Source organism: Shimia sp. R9_2, from assembly GCF_017743735.1.
GTDB lineage: Bacteria > Pseudomonadota > Alphaproteobacteria > Rhodobacterales > Rhodobacteraceae > Shimia.
In genome coordinates this window covers 680,980-700,290 of sequence record NZ_JAGHRO010000002.1, presented here as the reverse complement: position 1 = coordinate 700,290, position 19,311 = coordinate 680,980, and the positions used below count along the sequence as shown (strand labels likewise).

The 19,311-nt window shown below is 58.9% G+C and carries 19 protein-coding genes; 14 read left to right on the top strand and 5 right to left on the bottom strand.

The window, feature by feature from the left end:
- Positions 1 to 386 precede the first annotated feature (386 nt).
- The 3 genes from J7400_RS07920 (at position 387) to J7400_RS07910 (ending at position 2,042) form a co-directional block, all read left to right on the top strand.
- A complete protein-coding gene (locus J7400_RS07920) occupies positions 387 to 698 on the top strand; it encodes an ETC complex I subunit (protein WP_209061680.1) in 312 nt (103 codons plus the stop codon).
- A 101-nt stretch (positions 699 to 799) separates the two neighbouring features.
- Entirely contained in the window at positions 800 to 1,447 is a 648-nt protein-coding gene (locus J7400_RS07915; RefSeq protein WP_209061678.1) for an alpha/beta family hydrolase, read from the top strand.
- Between the two features lie 127 nt (positions 1,448 to 1,574).
- Complete coding sequence (locus tag J7400_RS07910; protein ID WP_209061676.1) at positions 1,575 to 2,042, top strand: thioesterase family protein; 468 nt, start codon at positions 1,575 to 1,577, stop codon at positions 2,040 to 2,042.
- Between the two features lie 65 nt (positions 2,043 to 2,107).
- Here J7400_RS07910 and J7400_RS07905 read toward each other — a convergent pair whose 3' ends face one another.
- The 3 genes from J7400_RS07905 to J7400_RS07895 all read right to left on the bottom strand — a co-directional run bounded on the left by J7400_RS07905 (position 2,108) and on the right by J7400_RS07895 (position 4,954).
- Entirely contained in the window at positions 2,108 to 2,884 is a 777-nt protein-coding gene (locus J7400_RS07905) for an enoyl-CoA hydratase-related protein (protein WP_209061674.1), read from the bottom strand.
- Between the two features lie 11 nt (positions 2,885 to 2,895).
- Positions 2,896 to 3,873 (bottom strand): nitronate monooxygenase family protein, encoded by a 978-nt coding sequence (locus J7400_RS07900; protein ID WP_209061672.1) that lies wholly within the window; start codon positions 3,871 to 3,873, stop codon positions 2,896 to 2,898.
- A 166-nt stretch (positions 3,874 to 4,039) separates the two neighbouring features.
- Positions 4,040 to 4,954, bottom strand: a complete 915-nt coding sequence (locus J7400_RS07895) for a LysR substrate-binding domain-containing protein (protein ID WP_209061670.1) — start codon at positions 4,952 to 4,954, stop codon at positions 4,040 to 4,042.
- Between the two features lie 158 nt (positions 4,955 to 5,112).
- Here J7400_RS07895 and ugpB point away from each other — a divergent pair, with 158 nt between their 5' ends.
- From ugpB to J7400_RS07870, 5 genes are all read left to right on the top strand, one after another.
- Positions 5,113 to 6,417, top strand: coding sequence for a sn-glycerol-3-phosphate ABC transporter substrate-binding protein UgpB (gene ugpB, locus J7400_RS07890; RefSeq protein ID WP_209061668.1), 1,305 nt, complete (start codon positions 5,113 to 5,115; stop codon positions 6,415 to 6,417).
- An 88-nt stretch (positions 6,418 to 6,505) separates the two neighbouring features.
- Positions 6,506 to 7,387, top strand: a complete 882-nt coding sequence (gene ugpA / locus J7400_RS07885) for a sn-glycerol-3-phosphate ABC transporter permease UgpA (RefSeq protein ID WP_209061666.1) — start codon at positions 6,506 to 6,508, stop codon at positions 7,385 to 7,387.
- A complete protein-coding gene (gene ugpE, locus J7400_RS07880) occupies positions 7,387 to 8,238 on the top strand; it encodes a sn-glycerol-3-phosphate ABC transporter permease UgpE (protein ID WP_209061664.1) in 852 nt (283 codons plus the stop codon). Before ugpA ends, ugpE begins: the two co-directional genes overlap by 1 nt.
- A gap of 10 nt (positions 8,239 to 8,248) precedes the next feature.
- Complete coding sequence (locus tag J7400_RS07875; RefSeq protein ID WP_209061662.1) at positions 8,249 to 9,298, top strand: sn-glycerol-3-phosphate import ATP-binding protein UgpC; 1,050 nt, start codon at positions 8,249 to 8,251, stop codon at positions 9,296 to 9,298.
- Positions 9,298 to 10,224: a glycerophosphodiester phosphodiesterase family protein gene (locus tag J7400_RS07870; RefSeq protein WP_209061660.1), complete on the top strand. Its 927-nt coding sequence runs from the start codon at positions 9,298 to 9,300 to the stop codon at positions 10,222 to 10,224. Before J7400_RS07875 ends, J7400_RS07870 begins: the two co-directional genes overlap by 1 nt.
- A gap of 67 nt (positions 10,225 to 10,291) precedes the next feature.
- On the opposite strand, the gene J7400_RS07865 is transcribed toward J7400_RS07870, so the two are convergent.
- Positions 10,292 to 13,885: a hydantoinase B/oxoprolinase family protein gene (locus J7400_RS07865; protein WP_209061658.1), complete on the bottom strand. Its 3,594-nt coding sequence runs from the start codon at positions 13,883 to 13,885 to the stop codon at positions 10,292 to 10,294.
- A gap of 122 nt (positions 13,886 to 14,007) precedes the next feature.
- On the opposite strand from J7400_RS07865, the gene J7400_RS07860 reads away from it, so the two are divergent.
- The 3 genes from J7400_RS07860 (at position 14,008) to J7400_RS07850 (ending at position 16,871) form a co-directional block, all read left to right on the top strand.
- On the top strand, positions 14,008 to 14,961 hold the full coding sequence (locus J7400_RS07860) for a TRAP transporter substrate-binding protein (protein ID WP_247738706.1): 954 nt from the start codon (positions 14,008 to 14,010) through the stop codon (positions 14,959 to 14,961).
- An 82-nt stretch (positions 14,962 to 15,043) separates the two neighbouring features.
- The gene (locus J7400_RS07855; RefSeq protein ID WP_348540138.1) at positions 15,044 to 15,568 is read left to right on the top strand and encodes a TRAP transporter small permease subunit; all 525 of its coding nucleotides are present in this window, start codon (positions 15,044 to 15,046) and stop codon (positions 15,566 to 15,568) included.
- Between the two features lies 1 nt (position 15,569).
- The gene (locus J7400_RS07850) at positions 15,570 to 16,871 is read left to right on the top strand and encodes a TRAP transporter large permease subunit (protein WP_209061651.1); all 1,302 of its coding nucleotides are present in this window, start codon (positions 15,570 to 15,572) and stop codon (positions 16,869 to 16,871) included.
- Positions 16,872 to 16,892: 21 nt separating this feature from the next.
- On the opposite strand, the gene J7400_RS07845 is transcribed toward J7400_RS07850, so the two are convergent.
- Positions 16,893 to 17,399 (bottom strand): winged helix DNA-binding protein, encoded by a 507-nt coding sequence (locus tag J7400_RS07845; RefSeq protein WP_209061649.1) that lies wholly within the window; start codon positions 17,397 to 17,399, stop codon positions 16,893 to 16,895.
- Positions 17,400 to 17,578: 179 nt separating this feature from the next.
- Between J7400_RS07845 and J7400_RS07840 the strand changes: the two genes are divergently transcribed.
- The 3 genes from J7400_RS07840 (at position 17,579) to J7400_RS07830 (ending at position 19,310) form a co-directional block, all read left to right on the top strand.
- Complete coding sequence (locus J7400_RS07840; protein ID WP_209061647.1) at positions 17,579 to 17,965, top strand: carboxymuconolactone decarboxylase family protein; 387 nt, start codon at positions 17,579 to 17,581, stop codon at positions 17,963 to 17,965.
- 194 nt (positions 17,966 to 18,159) lie between these two features.
- Positions 18,160 to 18,678 (top strand): sigma-70 family RNA polymerase sigma factor, encoded by a 519-nt coding sequence (locus J7400_RS07835; RefSeq protein ID WP_209062073.1) that lies wholly within the window; start codon positions 18,160 to 18,162, stop codon positions 18,676 to 18,678.
- Entirely contained in the window at positions 18,675 to 19,310 is a 636-nt protein-coding gene (locus J7400_RS07830) for a ChrR family anti-sigma-E factor (RefSeq protein ID WP_209061645.1), read from the top strand. The genes J7400_RS07835 and J7400_RS07830 overlap by 4 nt, the downstream gene beginning before the upstream one ends.
- Position 19,311: the final 1 nt, after the last annotated feature.

The window sequence follows — 19,311 nt, the reverse complement described above, 5'->3', positions numbered from 1 at the left end:
AAAACAGCGCGTTTTCCGTTTCGGCGCTGCAGCAATTTGGCTTAAATTGACCTAGGGGAAGCATTTGGCGCGCTCCATTAAGTAAGTCGTTGTGCTTGCTTTTGAAATTTTAGAACAAAATTCCAGCACTTTGCGTAATTAAATATATGTTGCACTTGCATATAAAGCGGCATGTTCGATATGCTCAATTCAGCAAGCAACCATGTGCAACGACCGTTTCAATCTGCACTTACACCCCTCGCTCCCCGCAGTTTGGAAAGGCGTTTTGGTTGCTTGCGCGCCTTTCCTTTCCAAAGATTGAATATTTGCAAGCGCTTCTGCGCTATTCTGCCACTTGTCGCAGCGTCCGGAATCCGTGATAAAGCGAACAGTCCAAGGAGAATGCGATGATTGCGCGTATCTATCAGCCAGCCCGGACAGCGATGTCATCGGGCACCGCCAAGACACACCAATGGGTGCTGGAATACGGCCCCTCGGAGGCCAAGGACATTGATCCCCTGATGGGATGGACCGGCTCCGGCGACACGCAGAGCCAGGTGCGCCTGAAGTTTGACAGCAAGGATGCGGCGGTGGCCTACGCCCGAGATCGCGGGATCGACGCGCAGGTGGTTGAGCCGCAAAAGCGCAAGCCAAACATCCGCGCGGGCGGCTACGGCGAAAACTTTGCGACCAACCGCCGCGGGCCTTGGACACACTGAGGCTGGATCTGCCAAACCCCGTGCGGAGCTCTTTAGGGAATGTCGCGGGGTGAGTGTTGATGGAGGCGCCTGCGGGCGCCTTTTCTATGTTTGGAGGCCACATGGCTGCACCTGAATTTCTGATCAATCCGGCGGGCAAAGACGCGCCGACCTTTGTTTTTGCACATGGGGCAGGGATCGGCATGGACGCGCCGTTTATGACCACCGTGGCTGAAGGCTTCGCTGCGCGCGGTGTGCAGGTGGCGCGGTTTGAATTTGCCTATATGGCGCAGCGGCGCACGGGCGGTGCGAAACGGCCGCCGCCCAAGGTGGCGCTCTTGCAGGAGGAATATCTCGCGGCGCTTGCGGCGTTGGCTGAAAGTGGTCCGGTGGTCATTGGCGGTAAATCCATGGGCGGGCGCGTGGCCAGCCTGATTGCGGATGACCTTTTGGCGGCGGGGAAGACCAAAGGTGTCCTGTGCCTTGGCTACCCGTTCCATCCGCAGGGCAAGCCAGAAACCCTCCGGGTTGCGCATCTGGAGGCGCTGATGACACCGACCCTGATATGTCATGGCACACGTGACCCCTTTGGCACCCAAGAAGAGGTGGCGACCTATGCGCTGTCACAGCATGTGGAACTCGCTTGGTTTGAAGATGGCGACCATGATCTGAAGCCCCGCAAACGGGTGACAGGGCTGGACCACGCTGCGTATCTGGAACGGCTTTGCGAGGTGGCGGCTGATTGGATCAAACAGGTCTGTGCCCACTAAATTGCCGACCTGAGAGGCATGTAGAGGGGACGTTGCGTAGCGACCCAATGTGCTGACTGGCGCAGTGCGAATGTAATCTCTAGGGTGTCTCAAAATCCTCCTTCCCAAGCCAACGTGAGCGGTGCACATGACGGATCAAGAGATCGAAAACCTCGCTGATTTTCCAAACTCTTACTGGAAGCGGTTTCAGGTCACCAAAGAGGATCTGGACGGGTTTCACCACGTCAACAATGCGGTCTACCTGAAGTGGCTGGATGCCACCGTTTGGGAGCACACGCGCGCGGTTGGGTTGACAGAAGACGTGTGTCTGAAGATGGAGCGCGGCATGGCGGCTGTGCGCCATGAGATCAAATACCTGTCGTCAGCCTTTCTGGATGACGACGTCGTGGTGTTTAACTGGATCCTGTCAAACGATGGGCGCTTGCGCTGCAGCCGACTGTTTCAGGTGGTGCGCCTGAGCGATCAAAAAACCATCCTGCGGGCGCAGTCTGATTATGTCAGCACCAATTTGACCACAGGCCGCCCTGTGAAGATGCCAGAGATTTTCAAAACCGACTACGCCGTGACCGTGCCGGAAGGGGCCAAGCTGGTCTGAGTTTTCACAGATTTTGGCAATTGAAAAAGCCGATGCAGGGAGGTCCTTGCATCGGCTTTCTTGTCTTATTTGAAGACCGGTTTGCGCTTTTCGGTGAAGGCTGCGTAGGCCTCTTTGAATTCGTCCTTGTCCAGACCGGCGGCAAAATCCGACAGCTCGTTGCTGACGCGGTCCCAAAGGGTGCCTTCCAGATCACGACGCAGGAACGCCTTGGTCAGGCGCATGGCTTCAGGCGGCTGTTCGCACAGGGCTTTGAGCGTCGCCTCAACCGTGGCCACCAGATCGGACGCAGGCAGTACCTGATTGATCAAACCCGCGCGCAGCGCTTCGTCGGCGTCAAACATGCGCCCCAACAGCAGCAGTTCCGCCGCTTTGGCTTGTCCCATCAGACGTGGCAGCACGTAGCTCGCACCGGCTTCTGGCACCAGACCGAGGTTGACAAAAGGCAGGCGGAAACGGGCGCCCTCGGCCACATAGATCAGATCACAATGCATCAGCATGGTGGCGCCAATGCCGATTGCGACGCCTTCGACCTCTGCAACGATCGGTTTCGGGAACTCGATCAGCGCCTTCAGGAAGGCCGCCACCGGAGGATTGTCGCCCTTGGCGGTCTGATCAAAGCCAGAGACCACATTGCCGCTGGTGAAATCATTGTCTGCGCCGCGCAGCCAGACCGCACGGATCTCGGAGTTGGCTGCGGCCGCGTTGAAGGCGTCGGCCAGACCAAGGTACATGTCTTTGTCGATGGCGTTTTTCTTGCCCGGCGCGGTCATGGTGATGCGCATCACTTGGCCTAGCTGCGCGGTGAGAACGCCGTTTTCTGGTGTGGTTGTATCGGTCATTTTAGGTCCCCTTACGCTTTACTGAAGCCAACAAGGCGCTGATTGATGATTTCGTCAGCTTCCCGCATGATGCGCGAAATCAGCTCCTCGCAGGTCGGGATGTCGTTGATCAGGCCCGCGACCATGCCACAGGACCATGCGCCCGCATCCATTTCGCCATCCTGCATAACACGCGGATAGACGCCTGCGACCTCATCAATGATGTCGTCAAACTGGATCGCGTCACCTTTTTCTTTCTCTTTGGTGAGAACACGCTCCACCGCCTTGTTGGTCAGCACACGCTCGGTGTTGCGCAACGGGCGCATGACGAGACGGGTGTCAAGCTCTGTAGCAGCGACCAACGCGTCTTTGACGTTCTGATGCACAGGGGCGTCCTGAGTGGCCACGAAACGGGTGCCGAGGTTGATCCCTGCGGCACCTAGCGCCAGCGAAGCCACCAGCGAGCGGCCGTCTGCCTGACCACCGGAGGCCACAAAGGGGATCTCCAGCTCATCTGCGGCACGCGGCAGCAGGATCATGTTGGGGATGTCATCTTCGCCCGGGTGACCACCGCATTCAAACCCGTCCACGGAGACCGCGTCACAGCCAATCTCCTGCGCCTTCAGCGCGTGGCGCACAGAGGTGCATTTGTGGATCACTTTGATGCCCGCGTCTTTGAGATAAGGCATCACCTGCGCAGGGTTGCGGCCTGCGGTTTCCACCACGGTCACGCCGCCGTCGATGATGGCTTTGATGAGCGCGGGATAATCCGGTGCGTTGACGGTTGGCAGGAAGGTCACGTTCACCGCAATCGGCTTGTCCGTCATGTCCTTGCAGCGGGCAATTTCATTGGCCAGATCTGCCGGTGTTTTCTGGGTGAGGCCGGTGATGGTGCCAAGCCCACCTGCGTTGGAAACCGCTGCCGCCATCTCGGCAAAGCCGACATAGTGCATCCCGCCCTGAATGATCGGGTGTTCAATCCCCAACATTTCGGTGATGGCTGTTTTCATGAGAAGCCTCCTCTATCTCCTACGATCCTGATTTGGTGCATAAGAACCATGGGAGGCGCGACGGATGAAAGCGCTGTTCTTGAAAACGTAGCGTCCTTGATTTTTCCGGCCATTTAGCGTGCCTTAATGGCCGGAAATGGTAATTTTCAGGAGCCCGTTGAGGCCTTTATCCCGGTGCGTCCGGACCTGCGGCCATGAATGGCACAAGGCTGTCTGTGAAGGCTTTGATAAAATCAAAAACCAGCGGCGAGGCATTGGCGGTCACCGGGCGCAGAATGGTCAGCCGGTGGTCGATCTGTGGCGAAAAAGGCCGGATGGTCAAACCCTTGTTGCGATATTGCTCCGCGTCCAAGGCGCTGACAATCGACACACCATGACCCTGGCTGACAATGGTGCAGGCAGCGGTGAACTGGCGCACTTCGATCCAGGATTTGAGCTGCTCGCCATGATCGGCAAAGGCGCGCTCTACCCGGCGAAAGAATGGGCTGTCGCGGCGCGAGTGGATCAGCTTCTCATCCCGAATGTCGCTGGGCGTGATCACCTGCTTGACGGTCAGCGGGTGACCTTCTGGCATGATCAGTACAGAGCGGATGGAAATATCGGTGGCCTCCGTCGCCGGATGCCCGGCAAACCCGTCGGTGATGCCACAGTCATATTGCTCCCCGATGATCCACTCCAGAATGCGTTCAGGGCGATCCGGCTCCAAGGTGACGGTCACACCGGGGCGATCGCTGAGAAAATCCACAAGCACGCCGGGCAGATGGCTGGTCGCAAACCCGGGAAGGCAAGCAATGCGGATATGCCCCGTTTTCCGCTCGGCAATGTCGCGGCGCAGATCATCCAGATGATCAAGCCGGTCCAGAATGCGGGTCACCTCTGCCAGCAAATAGCGGGAGTCGCTGGTGGGCTCGAGCACCCCGCGCCGCCGGTGAAAAAGCTCAAAGCCGACCGACTTGGAAAAATCCGACATAAGCCGACTCACTGCCGGTTGAGAGACGCCAAGTGCCTCCGCAGCTTTGGTAATTGACCCGCTTTCCGCCACCGCGCGGAAGGCTTCGAGTTGTCTCATCTGAAATTTCACGGCACCCGAACCCTTGGTTTTTCTTATGTTTGTATCGTTTTATCGCCTTTATATAACATTGAGTTATGTTTGTGTCTAAAAAGTTTAACTTGCATTATTTAATCTATTTTCGAATGCTTTGCCTGAAATTTGGTCAGTTCAGTGAGGGGACGAGAGAGATGAATTTTACCAAAGCAGCATTTTCCGGCGTGGCATTGGCGAGCCTGATGGCAGGAATGGGCATGGCCCAGACCGAGATCCAGTGGTGGCATGCCATGGGCGGCGCCAACGGCGAGCGCATCGACAAGATGGCGGCAGACTTCAACGCCAGCCAGTCTGAGTACAAAGTGGTGCCAACCTACAAAGGCAACTACACCGAGACGATGACCGCGGCAGTCGCGGCTTTCCGCGCCAAAGAGCATCCGCATCTGGTGCAGGTGTTTGAAGTGGGCACTGCAACCATGATGGCGGCAAAAGGCGCGATCTACCCGATTGAGCAGATGATGGCGGATGCCGGCGAAGGCTTTGACAAATCCGACTATCTGCCTGCGGTGATTTCCTACTACCAGACGCCCGAAGGCGAACTGCTGTCGATGCCGTTCAATAGCTCCACACCGGTGCTGTGGTACAACGCCGATGCCTTGAAGGCGGCGGGTGTTGATGCACCCAAAACTTGGGATGATGTGAAAGCCGCCTCTCAGGCGCTGGTCGACAGCGGCATGGACTGCGGCGTGAGCTTTGGCTGGCAATCCTGGGTCATGATCGAGAACTTCTCCGCATGGCACGATCTTGAGATGGGCACCAAAGAAAATGGCTTTGCCGGCTTTGACACCGAATTCACCTTCAACAACGACAAGGTCGCGGCCCGCCTGGACGATGTCGCGGCAATGTCAGACGGCAACCTGTTCAAATACGGCGGCCGTCGCGGTGACTCCCTGCCGATGTTCACCAATGGTGAGTGCGGCATGTGGATGAACTCCTCCGCCTACTACGGCTCGATCAAATCTCAAGCGGGCTTTGAATTTGGCCAGACCATGCTGCCGCTGGACACCTCCGTCGCAGACGCGCCGCAGAACTCCATCATTGGCGGTGCAACGCTCTGGGCGCTCGCAGGCCATGAGGCGGATGAATACAAAGGTCTGGCGCAGTTCATGACCTATCTGTCTTCTGCTGAGGTGCAGGCATGGTGGCATCAGGAAACCGGCTATGTGCCGATCACCACAGCCGCCTACGAGCTGTCCAAGGAGCAGGGCTTCTATCAGGACAACCCGGGCACAGACACCGCCATTCAACAGCTGAGCCTGAACACCCCGACCGCCAATTCCCGCGGCATCCGCTTTGGCAACTTCGTGCAGGTGCGCGACGTGATCAACGAAGAGATGGAAGCGCTCTGGGCCGGTGACAAAACCGCGCAAGAAGCGCTGGACGCGGCGGCTGAACGCGGCAATGCCCTGCTGCGCAAATTTGAGCGTGCAGCCAACTGATCAAGGTTAACTCCGGGCGCCTGGTGGTCTTTCATGGCTGCTGGGCGTTTTTTGTCGTTCAAAACGACCACAGGTTTTCAGGGGTGACATGCTCAAACGCGTCCATTTCCCATCCTCTGCGCTGCCCTTCCTTCTGGTGGCCCCGCAGATCATCATCACGCTGGTCTTTTTCATCTGGCCAGCCGCACAGGCGATCTATCAGTCGTTCCTGATTGAGGACGCTTTCGGGCTGTCCACAGAGTTTGTCTGGTTTGAGAATTTCCAGATCTTGTTTCAAGACAAACAGTATCTCGCAACATTCTGGCGCACGCTGTTTTTCTCGGCTGCGGTGGCGATCTTGTCGATGTCGATTGCGCTGATCCTTGCGGCGTTTGCCGATCGCGTGGTGCGCGGGGCAACAGCCTACCGGACGCTCATGATCTGGCCCTATGCGGTCGCCCCGGTGCTGGCGGGCGCGCTTTGGGTGTTCATGTTCAACCCGACGCTGGGCATTTTCCCGTTCCTTCTGGATATGGTGGGGCTGGATTGGAACCACTACCTCAAAGGCAGCCATGCGATGATGCTGGTGATCTTTGCCGCCGCGTGGAAGCAGATCGCCTACAACTTCCTGTTCTATCTCGCCGCTATGCAGTCGATCCCGCGCTCGGTGATCGAAGCAGCGGCGATTGATGGGGCAGGGCCGGTGCGCCGGTTCAAAGATTTGATCTTCCCCCTGATCTCGCCCACGACCTTTTTCCTCTTGGTGATCAACGCGGTCTACGCCTTCTTTGACACCTTTGGCATCATTCATGCCGTCACACAGGGCGGGCCTGCCAACAGCACCACAATCCTTGTCTACAAAGTGTTCAACGACGGTTTTGTGGGCCTCGATCTAGGCGGTTCCGCGGCGCAGTCGGTGATCCTGATGTTCCTCGTCATCACCATGACCGTGGTCCAGTTCCGCTACGTTGAGCGAAAGGTCGAATACTGATGGTTGAAAATCGTCCCATTCTGACGCTGGTCAGCCATCTGGTCCTGATCTTTGGCGTGGTGCTTGTGGCGCTGCCGATCTGGATCACCTTTGTGGCCGCCACCCATGACGCTGTGCGCATGACCCAAGCGCCAATCCCGCTGCTGCCGGGCACGCATTTCCTTGAAAACCTCAAGGCAACGCTTTTTGGCTCTGGCCTCTCCAGCGCCGAAGCCGCCCCGGTTTGGCGCATGCTGCTGAACTCGCTGGCGATGGCGCTGATGATTGCCTTTGGCAAAATTGTCATCTCGCTCTTGTCGGCCTTCGCCATCGTTTACTTCAAATTCCCCTTCCGCATGGGCTTTTTCTGGCTGATCTTCATCACCCTGATGCTGCCGGTGGAAGTGCGCATCCTGCCCACCTTTGAGGTGGTGGCCAATCTGGGGATGCTCAATAGCTACTGGGGCCTGACCGTGCCGCTGATTGCGTCCGCCACGGCGACCTTCATGTTCCGGCAGGTGTTTCTGACGATCCCCGATGAGATGCTGGAAAGCGCGCGGATTGACGGGGCGGGGCCGATGCGGTTCTTCATCGACATCCTCGTCCCGCTCAGCCGCACCAACATTGCCGCGCTGTTTGTGATCCTCTTCATCTACGGCTGGAACCAGTATCTCTGGCCGCTGCTGATCACCACAGACAACGACATGACCACGATTGTCATGAGCATCAAACAGATGCTGGAGGCGGCAGAGCAATCCCCGCAATGGAACATCATCATGATGACCGCGCTACTGGCGATGATCCCGCCGGTGTTTGTGGTGATCGCAATGCAGAAGCTCTTTGTGCAAGGGCTGACCGAGACAGACAAATAGGCAAACGACCATGGCATCCATTACATTGAAAGACCTTGTGAAAGCCTATGGCGACACCGAGGTGCTGCATCACATCGACGGACAGATTGAGGACGGCGAATTTGTTGTGATCGTCGGCCCGTCCGGCTGCGGCAAATCCACTCTGCTGCGCATGGTGGCGGGGCTGGAAACCGTGACCGGTGGGGAAATCCATATTGGCGACCGTGTGGTCAATGAGCTGGAACCCGCAGATCGCGACATCGCGATGGTGTTTCAGAACTACGCGCTTTACCCGCATATGTCGGTGCGCGAGAACATGGCTTATGGCCTGAAAATCCGCAAAATCAGCAAGGATGAAATCAACCGCCGCGTTGAGGAAGCCGCGGATATTCTTGAAATCCGCCCGTATCTTGAGCGCAAACCGCGCCAACTGTCCGGTGGTCAGCGCCAGCGCGTGGCCATGGGGCGTGCCATTGTGCGCGACCCGCAGGTCTTCCTGTTTGATGAGCCGCTGTCCAATCTCGACGCCAAGCTGCGCGTGCAAATGCGCCTTGAGATCCGCAAGCTGCAGCAAAAGCTGGGCGTGACCTCGATCTATGTGACCCACGATCAGGTCGAAGCCATGACACTGGGGGATCGGCTGATGGTGCTCAATGGCGGCTATGTGGAACAGTTCGGCACCCCGATTGAGCTCTATGACCGCCCTGAAACCATGTTTGTGGCTGGCTTTATCGGCAGCCCGGCAATGAATTTTCTACCTGCCGAAGTGGCGAACGGGGTGACGACTTTGTCCAATGGAGCACAGCTTGGTGTTGCTCAGGGGCAGGGCAACGTGGTTCTGGGCGTGCGGCCCGAGCATCTGGAGCCCCAAGAGGACGGTGCAATTGAGGTACAGGTGCAACTGATGGAACAGTTAGGTGCCAACACATTGTTACATGGCGCACTTAAAGGTACCGACACTGAAATGGTGGTGAGTCTGCCCGGACATGTGACGGCAGCACCCGGCACCGAAATGAAATTTGGTGCGGCGCCGGAGAATATGCACTTCTTTGCGCCGGACACGCAAAAGCGGATCGAGTGATGCGTCAATATGGGCAACTAGATGGATTTCGCGCGGATGCGGCGGGGCCCCGGATTTCCGGGCACCGCGGCGCGCGCGGGGTTTTGCCGGAAAATACCATGGAAGGCTTTGCCTTCTGCCAGCAGATCGGCGTGGCGTCGATTGAATTTGATGTGGTGATGACCAAAGACCGGGTGCCGGTTGTGGTACACAATCACACGCTGGACGGCGCCTTGGCCCGTGGCGCAGATGGCCTCTGGCTGCCCGATCCCGGGCCGCGCGTGGCCGAGATGACCCTGGCCGAAGTGCAGGGCTGCAATGTAGGTGCCGCCAATCGAGACACAGAATACGGCCGCCGATTTTCCGATCAGGCGACACTGCCGTCAGCCAAAGCGCCCACTCTGGCCGATGTGCTGGCCTTTGCCGCCAAGCCTGAAAACGCATCGCTCTCGCTGTTGCTGGAAATGAAGACAGATCCGGATGCGCTTGATATGGCGCAGGAACGCGAAGAGATGGTTGCCGCCGTTGCTGCCGAGGTGCGCCGCGCCGGTGTAGTCGCGCGCACGGTGATGCACAGCTTTGATTGGGGCATTCTCGATGTGGCCCGCGCGCAAGCGCCGGAGATGCCGACCTCCTACCTGTCTTACCTGCCCAAAGGGTTTCCGGGTGAAAATGTGGACCGCACTGTGATGCCGCGTTGGAAGGAAATTCCGCCGTCCCTGCCCAAAGCGGTCGTGGAGGCCGGCGGCCAAATGTGGTGCCCGCATTTTCTGGATGTGACTGCCGAGTTGGTAGAGGAGGCCCACGGCCTTGGCTTGGTTGTCGGTACATGGACCGTCAATGAGGTGGCGGATATCAACCGCATGATTGAATGCGGGGTGGACAGCATCGTGAGCGATTATCCCGGTCGCGTGCAGGATTGCCTGCTCCGCCGCGCCGCCGCTTAACAAGGCTTCTTGCTGCAAAGAACAAGGGCCGCTTGGGGATCTCTCCAAGCGGCCCTTCTTTTTTGATTTAAGCAGCGCCGAAGCCGCCGCCACCGGGTGTTTCCATCACAAAGATATCGCCAGCGGTCAGTTCAGCCTGATCATTCCCGGTGAGCTTTTCTTGGCTGCCATCGGTGCGGACCACGCTGTTGAGGCCCACTTTCCCTGTGCCACCTCCTGCGGTCCCATGGGGCGGGATCACGCGGTGTGAGGACAGCACCGTCACGGTCATCGGCTCATTGAAACGCAGCCGCCGTATGATGCCATCGCCACCCTGCCACCGGCCTTCACCGCCAGAGCCATGCCGGATGGAAAATTCCTCCACCCGCACCGGGAAGCGGGTTTCCAGCACCTCCGGGTCGGTCATGCGCGTGTTGGTCATATGGCTGTGCACCGCACTTGTGCCATCAAACCCGTCGCCCGCGCCGGTGCCACCACAGATGGTTTCGTAGTTCTGATAGGTGTCGTTGCCATAAACAAAGTTGTTCATCGTGCCCTGACTGCCCGCGATCACCCCGAGCGCGCCATACAGCGTATCGGCAATCGCCTGGCTCACCTCTGTGTTGCCGGAGATCACCGCCGCCGGGAATTTCGGGTTGATCATCGAGCCTTCCGGCACAATGAGCGACAGCGGCTTGAGGCAGCCTTCGTTCATCGGGATGTCGCTGCCTACAAGCGTGCGGAAGACATAAAGCACCACCGCGCGGCAGATCGCCATCGGGGCGTTGTAGTTCGTCGCGCTTTGTTCTGATGTACCGGTGAAGTCGATGGTCGCGGTGCGGTTTTCCTTATCCACTTTGATCGCGACTTCGATCTTTGCACCGCCGTCCAGCGGGTAGGAAAACGCGCTGTCTTTCAACACATCGAGCACCTGCCGAACGCTTTCTTCGGCATTGTCCTGCACGTGGCCCATATAGGCCTGCACGGTGGAGTGGCCAAACTGTCCGGTTATCTTCGTAAGCTCGGAGGCCCCAGTGGCATTGGCCGCAATCTGCGCGGCCAGATCGGCCATGTTTTCATTCACGTTCCGGCAGGGATAGCGCCCGGACGTGAGCAACTCACGTGCGGCCGCCTCCCGCAGGCTGCCCTGATCCACCAGAAGGAAGTTGTCGATCACGATGCCTTCTTCTTCGATGTGGCGGCTGTCAGGCGGGGCGGAGCCCGGCGTTTTGCCGCCAATATCGGCATGGTGGCCGCGCGAAGCGACGGTGTAGATGATGGTCTCGCCCGCCGCGTCAAACACCGGGGTAATCACCGTCACATCCGGCAGGTGCGTGCCGCCGTTGTAGGGGTTGTTCATCATGAACACATCGCCGGGGCGGATCTTGCCTGCATTCTCGCGCAGCACCGTGCGCACGCTTTCCGACATGGAGCCGAGATGCACAGGCACATGCGGCGCATTGGCCACCAGATCACCGTTCTGATCAAAGATCGCGCAGGAGAAATCGTAGCGCTCCTTGATGTTGACCGAATAAGCGGTGTTCGCAAGCGTCGCGCCCATCTGCTCGGCAATCGACATAAAGAGGTTGTTGAACACCTCCAGCATCACCGGATCCACCGAGGTGCCAATCGCTTCCGAGCGTTTCAGCGGCACGATGCGCTTCAGCACCAGATTGCCGCCGGTGGCGCAGGTCGCCTGCCAACCGTCTTCAATCATATTGGTGCCGGTTGGCTCTGTCAGAATGGCAGGGCCGGTCACCGATTGCCCAAGCGCCAATGTGGCGCGATCCACCAGCGGCACCTCTTGCAAACGCCCGCCTGTGTAGAGCGTCACATTGGGGGCCGCGCTGTCGGTGCCCTCTGGGTCTGGCATGGTCACCGCTTCGCCGGTCTGGCCAATCGCCTCAGCCACCACCACATCAATGATCAGATCATCGGTCTCCGGCGCAAAGCCAAAGCGTTGCTTGTGGGCGGTGATAAAGTCGTCCCGCATGGTCTCGGGAGTGCCGAACGCTACGGTGAGGCTCTGCTGTGCGCCTTTTGGGCGGATATGCGCAGTTTGCGAGACAGTGATGTCCTGATCCGCAACCCCTTGCTCAGCCACTTCGGCATGCGCCGCACAGGTGAGATCCTGCAAGGCCGCAGCGGCCTCTGGCGCATCAAGCGCGCAGGCCACTTGGCTTTCCCGCATGGCGCGGATGTCCGCAAGCCCCATGCCAAATGCAGAGAGAACGCCCGCAAACGGGTGGATGAAGATGCTTTCCATGCCAAGCGCATCGGCCACAAGACAGGCATGTTGCCCACCCGCACCGCCAAAGCAGTTCATCGTGTATTTGGTCACGTCATAGCCGCGCTGCACCGAGATCTTCTTGATCGCATTGGCCATGTTTTCCACGGCAATCCGCAGGAAGCCTTCGGCGAGATCCTCCACGGATTTCTCGCTGCCAATCTCCGCCTTCAGCGCTTCGAACTTCACGCGCACAGCGTCCACATCCAAGGGCTGATCGCCGTTCGGGCCAAAGACATGCGGGAAATGGTCGGGCTGCAATTTGCCGAGCAGCACGTTGCAGTCTGTCACGGTGAGCGGCCCGCCACGACGATAGGCGCAAGGCCCCGGATTGGCCCCTGCGCTTTCCGGTCCCACTTGCATACGGCCATCACGGTAGCTCAGGATCGAGCCGCCGCCCGCCGCAACCGTGTGGATCGACATCATCGGTGCGCGCATCCGCACCCCGGCCACCTCGGTCTCAAACGAACGCTCATATTCGCCCGCGTAGTGGCAGACATCTGTCGATGTGCCGCCCATGTCAAAGCCGATCAGCTTGTCAAATCCAAGCTCCGCCGCAGAGCGCACCATGCCGACAACACCGCCCGCTGGGCCAGACAGGATCGCGTCGCGCCCCTGAAACAGCCGTGCATCGGTCAAACCACCGTTGGATTGCATAAAGAGCAGCCGCTCACAGCCACCTTTGGCTGTGTCGAGCGCAGTCGCCACCTGATCCACATAGCGGCGCAGGATAGGGGAGAGGTAGGCATCTACCACAGCTGTGTCGCCACGCCCCACAAGCTTGATCAGCGGGCTGGTCTCATGGCTCAGTGAAATCTGCGAAAAGCCGATCTCCTCAGCAATCTCGCCTAGCGTTTTCTCATGTGCCGGGAAGCGGTAGCTGTGCATCAGCGCAATGGCGACAGACCGGAACCCCGCCGCATGGGCCGATTCCAGCGCCCTCCGCGCCGCTTCGGCATCTAGCGCGGTGATGACATTGCCATCCGCATCCAGCCGCTCTTCAACTTCGATCACCTCATCATAGAGCAGCTCTGGCAACACAATATTGAGATCAAAAAGCGCTGGGCGGTTCTGATAGCCAATCCGCAATAAATCGCGCAACCCTTTGGTGATTAGCAGCACGGTACGCTCGCCCTTGCGTTCCAAAAGTGCATTGGTTGCAACCGTTGTGCCCATTTTTACGGCATCGATCGCGCCTCTAGGAATCGCGTCACCCTCGGCCAGATCGAGCAGCTGGCGGATACCATGCACCGCCGCGTCTTTGTAGATTTCTGGGTTTTCTGACAAGAGCTTATGGGTTTTGAGCCCGCCATCCGGCGCCTTCGCCACGATGTCGGTAAACGTGCCGCCACGGTCGACCCAGAATTGCCATGCGCTGTCGTGCTCTGTGGTCATCGGTCTCTCCTAGAATCGAATTATTGTTGCTTTATGGTGAGAACGCTGACAATTTGTCAACGTTATGTGGGCGTCAGATTCGACGTTCTGCAAAAACAGGGAGCACCAAAACAATGCGCAAAATGACATTTGCCGCCGCCGCCATGGCCTGTGCCACAATGGTCCACGCCGAAGGTTGGGACATGCCAACGCCATATGGCGACAGCACGTTCCACACCCAGAACATCATGCAGTTCGCCGAGGATGTGCGCGCCGCCACCGACGGTGAGCTGGACATCACCATTCACTCCGCAGGCTCGCTGATCCCGCACGCGGAAATCAAAAACGCCGTGCGTTCCCGTCAGGTGCCCATCGGGGAGTTTTTCCTGTCACGTCTGTCCAACGAAGATCTGGCCTATGGTCTGGACAGCCAGCCGTTTGTCGCCACCAGCTATGATGACGCACGCGCCCTTTGGGCCGCACAAGAGCCGGTTGTGACCGAGCTTCTGGCAGAGCAGGGGCTGATGCCGCTCTTCTCCGTGCCATGGCCAGCACAGGGTCTTTATACCAACGGCGAAATTGCAACCGTTGAGGATCTGAACGGCCTACGCTTCCGCGCCTATAACGCGGCATTGGAAGAGTTCGCCACCCTCGCCGGTGCCGCGCCTGTTCAGGTTGAGGCGTCCGACATTCCACAGGCCTTCACCACCGGTCAGGTCGCCGCGATGATCACCTCGCCCTCCACCGGTGTGAACTCCACCGCTTGGGATTTTGTGAGCCACTACAGCCCGATCAACGCTTGGGTGCCAAAAAACATCGTTGTGGTGAACAAGCGCGTGTTTGACCGTCTGGATGCAGACGTGCAGGCGGCGGTTCTGGCCGCAGCAGACACCGCCGAAACCCGCGGCTGGGAAATGTCCGCCGCTGAAGCCGACGCCAAAACCGCCGAACTCGCCGCCAATGGCATCACCGTTTATGAGCCAAGCCCGGCTCTGGTCGAAGGCTTGCAGGGCATCGGCGCAAAGATGCTCGAAAATTGGAACGCAAACGCCTCTGATGCCGCCAAAGCGGCGCTGGCGGATTACTCCAGCAAGTAAGCCCCATAGCGAACCGGCGGTGCCTGTCATCGCCGGTTTTCATATGTGGCGAACAAGACCAGACCAGACAGGAGGGCAGGGCGTGAGCAGAGCTTTGGACGGAATTTACCGGGCCGCCGGATATGTCAGTGCCATGCTGATACTGGCGATCTGCCTTCTGGTCAGCGCGCAAATTGTGCTCAATGGCATGGGGCGCGTGATGCCCGGCGTCTTGCCTTCCACCATTCCATCCTATGCGGATTTCGCGGGCTTCATGCTGGCTGGGGCCACCTTTCTGGCCATGGCCTACACCCTGCGCTCAGGCGGCCATATCCGGGTGACGCTGTTTGTGCAGCGCATGGGCCGCCGCGCGATTATCGCGCTCGAAGCGGTCACGCTTTTGGTGGCCATCGGCTTTGTCGGCTATGCGGTCTATTTCAGCGGCGCGCTGGTGATGGAAAGCCTGCATTACGGGGATGTCTCCAACGGGATCATTCCGGTGCCGCTCTATCTGCCCCAAGGCGTGATGACCTTTGGCATCGGTCTGCTGTGCGTTGCGCTGGTGCAGTCCTTGGTGGAACTCATTGCAACCCGCAAGCCGGTGCTGCACGCCGCGGAGGAGATGTAATATGGCCGATCCAATGATTGCCGCGATCCTTTTGGGGCTAATGCTGATCTGCCTCGCCGCCGGGCTCTGGGTGGCCATGGCGCTGGGCGTTGTGGCGTTGGTGGCGATGACCGCCTTCTCCAACGCGCCCGCCGGGCTGGTGCTTGCCACCACGCTTTGGGGGCACTCCCACAGCTGGGCGCTCACCGCTCTGCCGCTGTTTATCCTGATGGGGGAGATCTTGCTGCGCAGCCGCTTGAGCCAAGACATGTTCTCAGGCCTCGCCCCATGGCTCACCCGCGCGCCGGGGCGGCTTTTGCATGTGAACGTCTTTGGCTGCGCGATCTTTGCCGCCGTCTCCGGTTCAAGCGCCGCCACGGCCGCCACCATCGGCCGCATGTCTGTGCCCGAACTCACCAAACGCGGCTACCCCGAAAGCCTGATCATCGGGACGCTCGCAGGCTCCGCCACCTTGGGGCTGCTGATCCCGCCTTCAATCATCCTGATCGTCTATGGCGTGGCGACCGAGCAATCCATCGCGCGCCTCTTTGTGGCTGGCATCCTGCCGGGCTTCATGTTGATTGCGCTTTTTGCCGGCTACGTCGCCGTGCGCGCATGGATGAACCCGGCCCTGATCCCACAAGAGGTGCGGGATTTCCCGCTGCGGGAAAAACTCGCCGCCTCGCGCAATCTCATCCCCGTGGCCCTGCTGATCATCGGCGTGATCGGCTCCATCTACACAGGGCTTGCCTCGCCAACAGATGCCGCCGCGCTGGGCGTGGTGCTGGCCACAGTGCTTGCCTGGGCTTCCGGCAGCTTCAGCGTGAAACTCTTCATGGACGCGCTGCTGTCTGCCACCCGCACCAGCTGTATGATTGCCTTTATCCTCTTGGGCGCAGCCTATCTTTCCGTGGCGATGGGCTTCACCGGCCTGCCGCGCAATCTGGCGGCATGGATTGGCGCGATGGAGCTTTCGGTGCCCGCCCTTCTGGTGGCGCTGACGCTGTTTTTCATCGTGCTGGGCTGTTTCTTGGACGGCATCAGCGTGGTGGTGCTCACCACCTCCATCATCATGCCGATGATCTCCGCAGTGGGCATCGACCCGCTGTGGTTTGGCATCTATCTGGTGATCGTGGTGGAGATGAGCCAGATCACCCCGCCAGTGGGCTTCAACCTCTTTGTCATCCAGGGCATGACCCGGCTTGACATCCTGCGAATCGCAAAGGCTGCATTCCCGTTCTTCCTGCTTTTGCTTCTGGGCGTCTTGCTGATCTGTGTCTTCCCACAAATCGTGACCTACCTGCCGGAGCTGATGAGCCGCTAAATCTTCGGCCGCTTCGCTCAATCAAAGCGAGGCAGCCGCCCGGCTGGCCTGATCATACTGCCCGGACAGAGACCGCAGAGAGGCCGCAATCTCGCGCATCTCTTCGCCGGAAATATCCAGCCGTGGCAACCCGTCGATAAAACACCGGTTGCGCACCACACGGTAAGCTTCACAGACGTCCTTGCCTTCCGCTGATGTGCTGTAAAACACCTCTTTGCCGCGTTTCTCCGATTGGATCAGCCCAAGCTTCAGCAGCTTCTTCAGCGCATAATTGACCGTATGGCTGTCTTCAATGTTGAGCAAAAAGCAGATGTCTGTCAGCCGCTTGTCCTTGTCGCGGTGATTGACATTGTGCAGCGCCAGGATCTCCAGCGGGGTCATCTCAGGATGACCCGCCGCCGCCATGCACCGGGTCATCCAGCGCGAAAACGCGTTGTAGGCGATGATCATCCCGTACTCGACCTCTGAGGCTTCCCAGCCATCCCCCTCAGCGAGGTGACGGGAGGAGACGATAGGGCGTTTTTCCATGGATTTGACCAATCATATCAGCGTTACGTCAGTAAATTAGTAGCATAATCCCTCGGATTTACGAGGGAAACCCCGTGGTTCCCCCTCAACGCCACAAAGCGTTTGGGGAATCCGCCTGTCGCTCGCTATTCAAGAGGTGCCGCGCATTTTCGCGGGAAATTTGGAGGAAAGGGCAGAGGATGAGTTTGGACAAAGAGATGTTTGAAAAAGGTCTGGCCGCGCGCAAGGCGACGCTGGGCGCCGAGTATGTGGAAAAGACGCTGGACGGCGCAGATGATTTCAACCGCCCGTTTCAGGAGGCCATGACCGCATGGTGCTGGGGCTTTGGCTGGGGCGATGACACCATTGACGCCAAGACCCGTTCGATGATGAACCTGTCGATGATCGCAGCTCTTGGCAAAATGACCGAATGGGAAATTCATCTGCGCGGCGCGCTTACCAATGGCGTGACCGCAGAGGAGGTGCGCTCCATCATCCATGTGATCGGGATCTATTGCGGTGTGCCGCAATCGCTGGAGTGTTTCCGCGTGGCGCGCCGCGTTCTGGAAGAAACCGGCCATATCTGAAGCATCGCGCTGAAAAGACGCCAGAAAAAATCCACCACGGGGGTGATCCGTCTTTTAAGCCCCCGCGTATTGGGGATATGGTGAGTGCAACACTTGATATTTCCCGCGACCGGGCGAAAGCCCCGATAACGCGACCAAAGGAAAGGCAGCGCGTGACGCAAGCCAGAGCGGAGCCCTCACAAGAGACTCAGTGGATGATCGCCGTGCGCGATCACCGCGACAAAGCCGCATTCTCGCGGCTGTTTGATCACTTTGCCCCGCGTTTGAAGGGCTTTGTGATGCGTAATGGCACCTCTGCGGCGCAGGCCGAAGAGATCGTGCAGGATGTGATGCTAACGTTGTGGCGCAAGGCCCATATGTTTGACCCGCATCGTGCTCAGGTGTCCGCTTGGGTCTACCAGATCGTGCGCAACCGTCAGATCGACGTGGCGCGCAAAGAAAACCGCCCGATGCCGGAGGCGCTGAAGGAAGAACCTGATGCGGAGCCGGACGCCAGCCAGATCCTGGCCATCGAGCAAGAAACGGGACAGCTGCGGGCCGCTTTGCAAAAGCTGCGGCCTGAACAGCGGGAGGTGATTGAGCAGGCCTATCTTGGGGAGCTGACCCATCAGGAGATCAGCACAAAAACGGGCTTGCCGCTTGGTACTATCAAATCGCGCATCCGCCTCGGATTGCAGCGTCTGAGACACGAATTGAAAGACCTGAGTGAATGACAGCCATAAGCCATCATATCCCAGAGCCCATGTTGGCGGCTTACGCGGCGGGCAACCTGCCGCACGCCTTCTCCCTTGTTGTGGCCACCCATATCTCGATCTGCGCCGAGTGCCGTGCTGTGGTCGAAGCCCATGAAGCTGTGGGCGGTGTTGTGGTCGAAGACAGCGGCGCGGTTGCCGTGTCGGCCTCCATGAAAGCTGACCTATTGAGCCTTCTGGATGATCCTATTCCTGAGGCGCCAGTCTATGCGCGCAGCGGCCCCTATCCGGGCCCTGTTGTTGAAGCGCTCAAAGGGCGTGAACCTCGGTGGAAGAAACTTGGCATGGGTGTGCGCCAGGATATTCTCGCCGAAGACAAGCACGGCAGCGTGCGTCTGCTCTATATCCCGCCGGGACAGGCGGTGCCCGATCACGGCCACAACGGGTTGGAGCTGACACTGGTGCTGCAAGGCAGCTTCACCGATGAGACCGGCTTCTTCGGGGTTGGCGATGTGGAAGTCGCGGACGAAACGCTGGAGCATACGCCGATCGCCGGAGCAGGGGATGCCTGCATCTGCCTCGCCGCGACGGATGCCAGGCTGAAATTCAACGCCTTCGTGCCGCGCATGTTGCAGCCGATTTTCCGGATTTGAG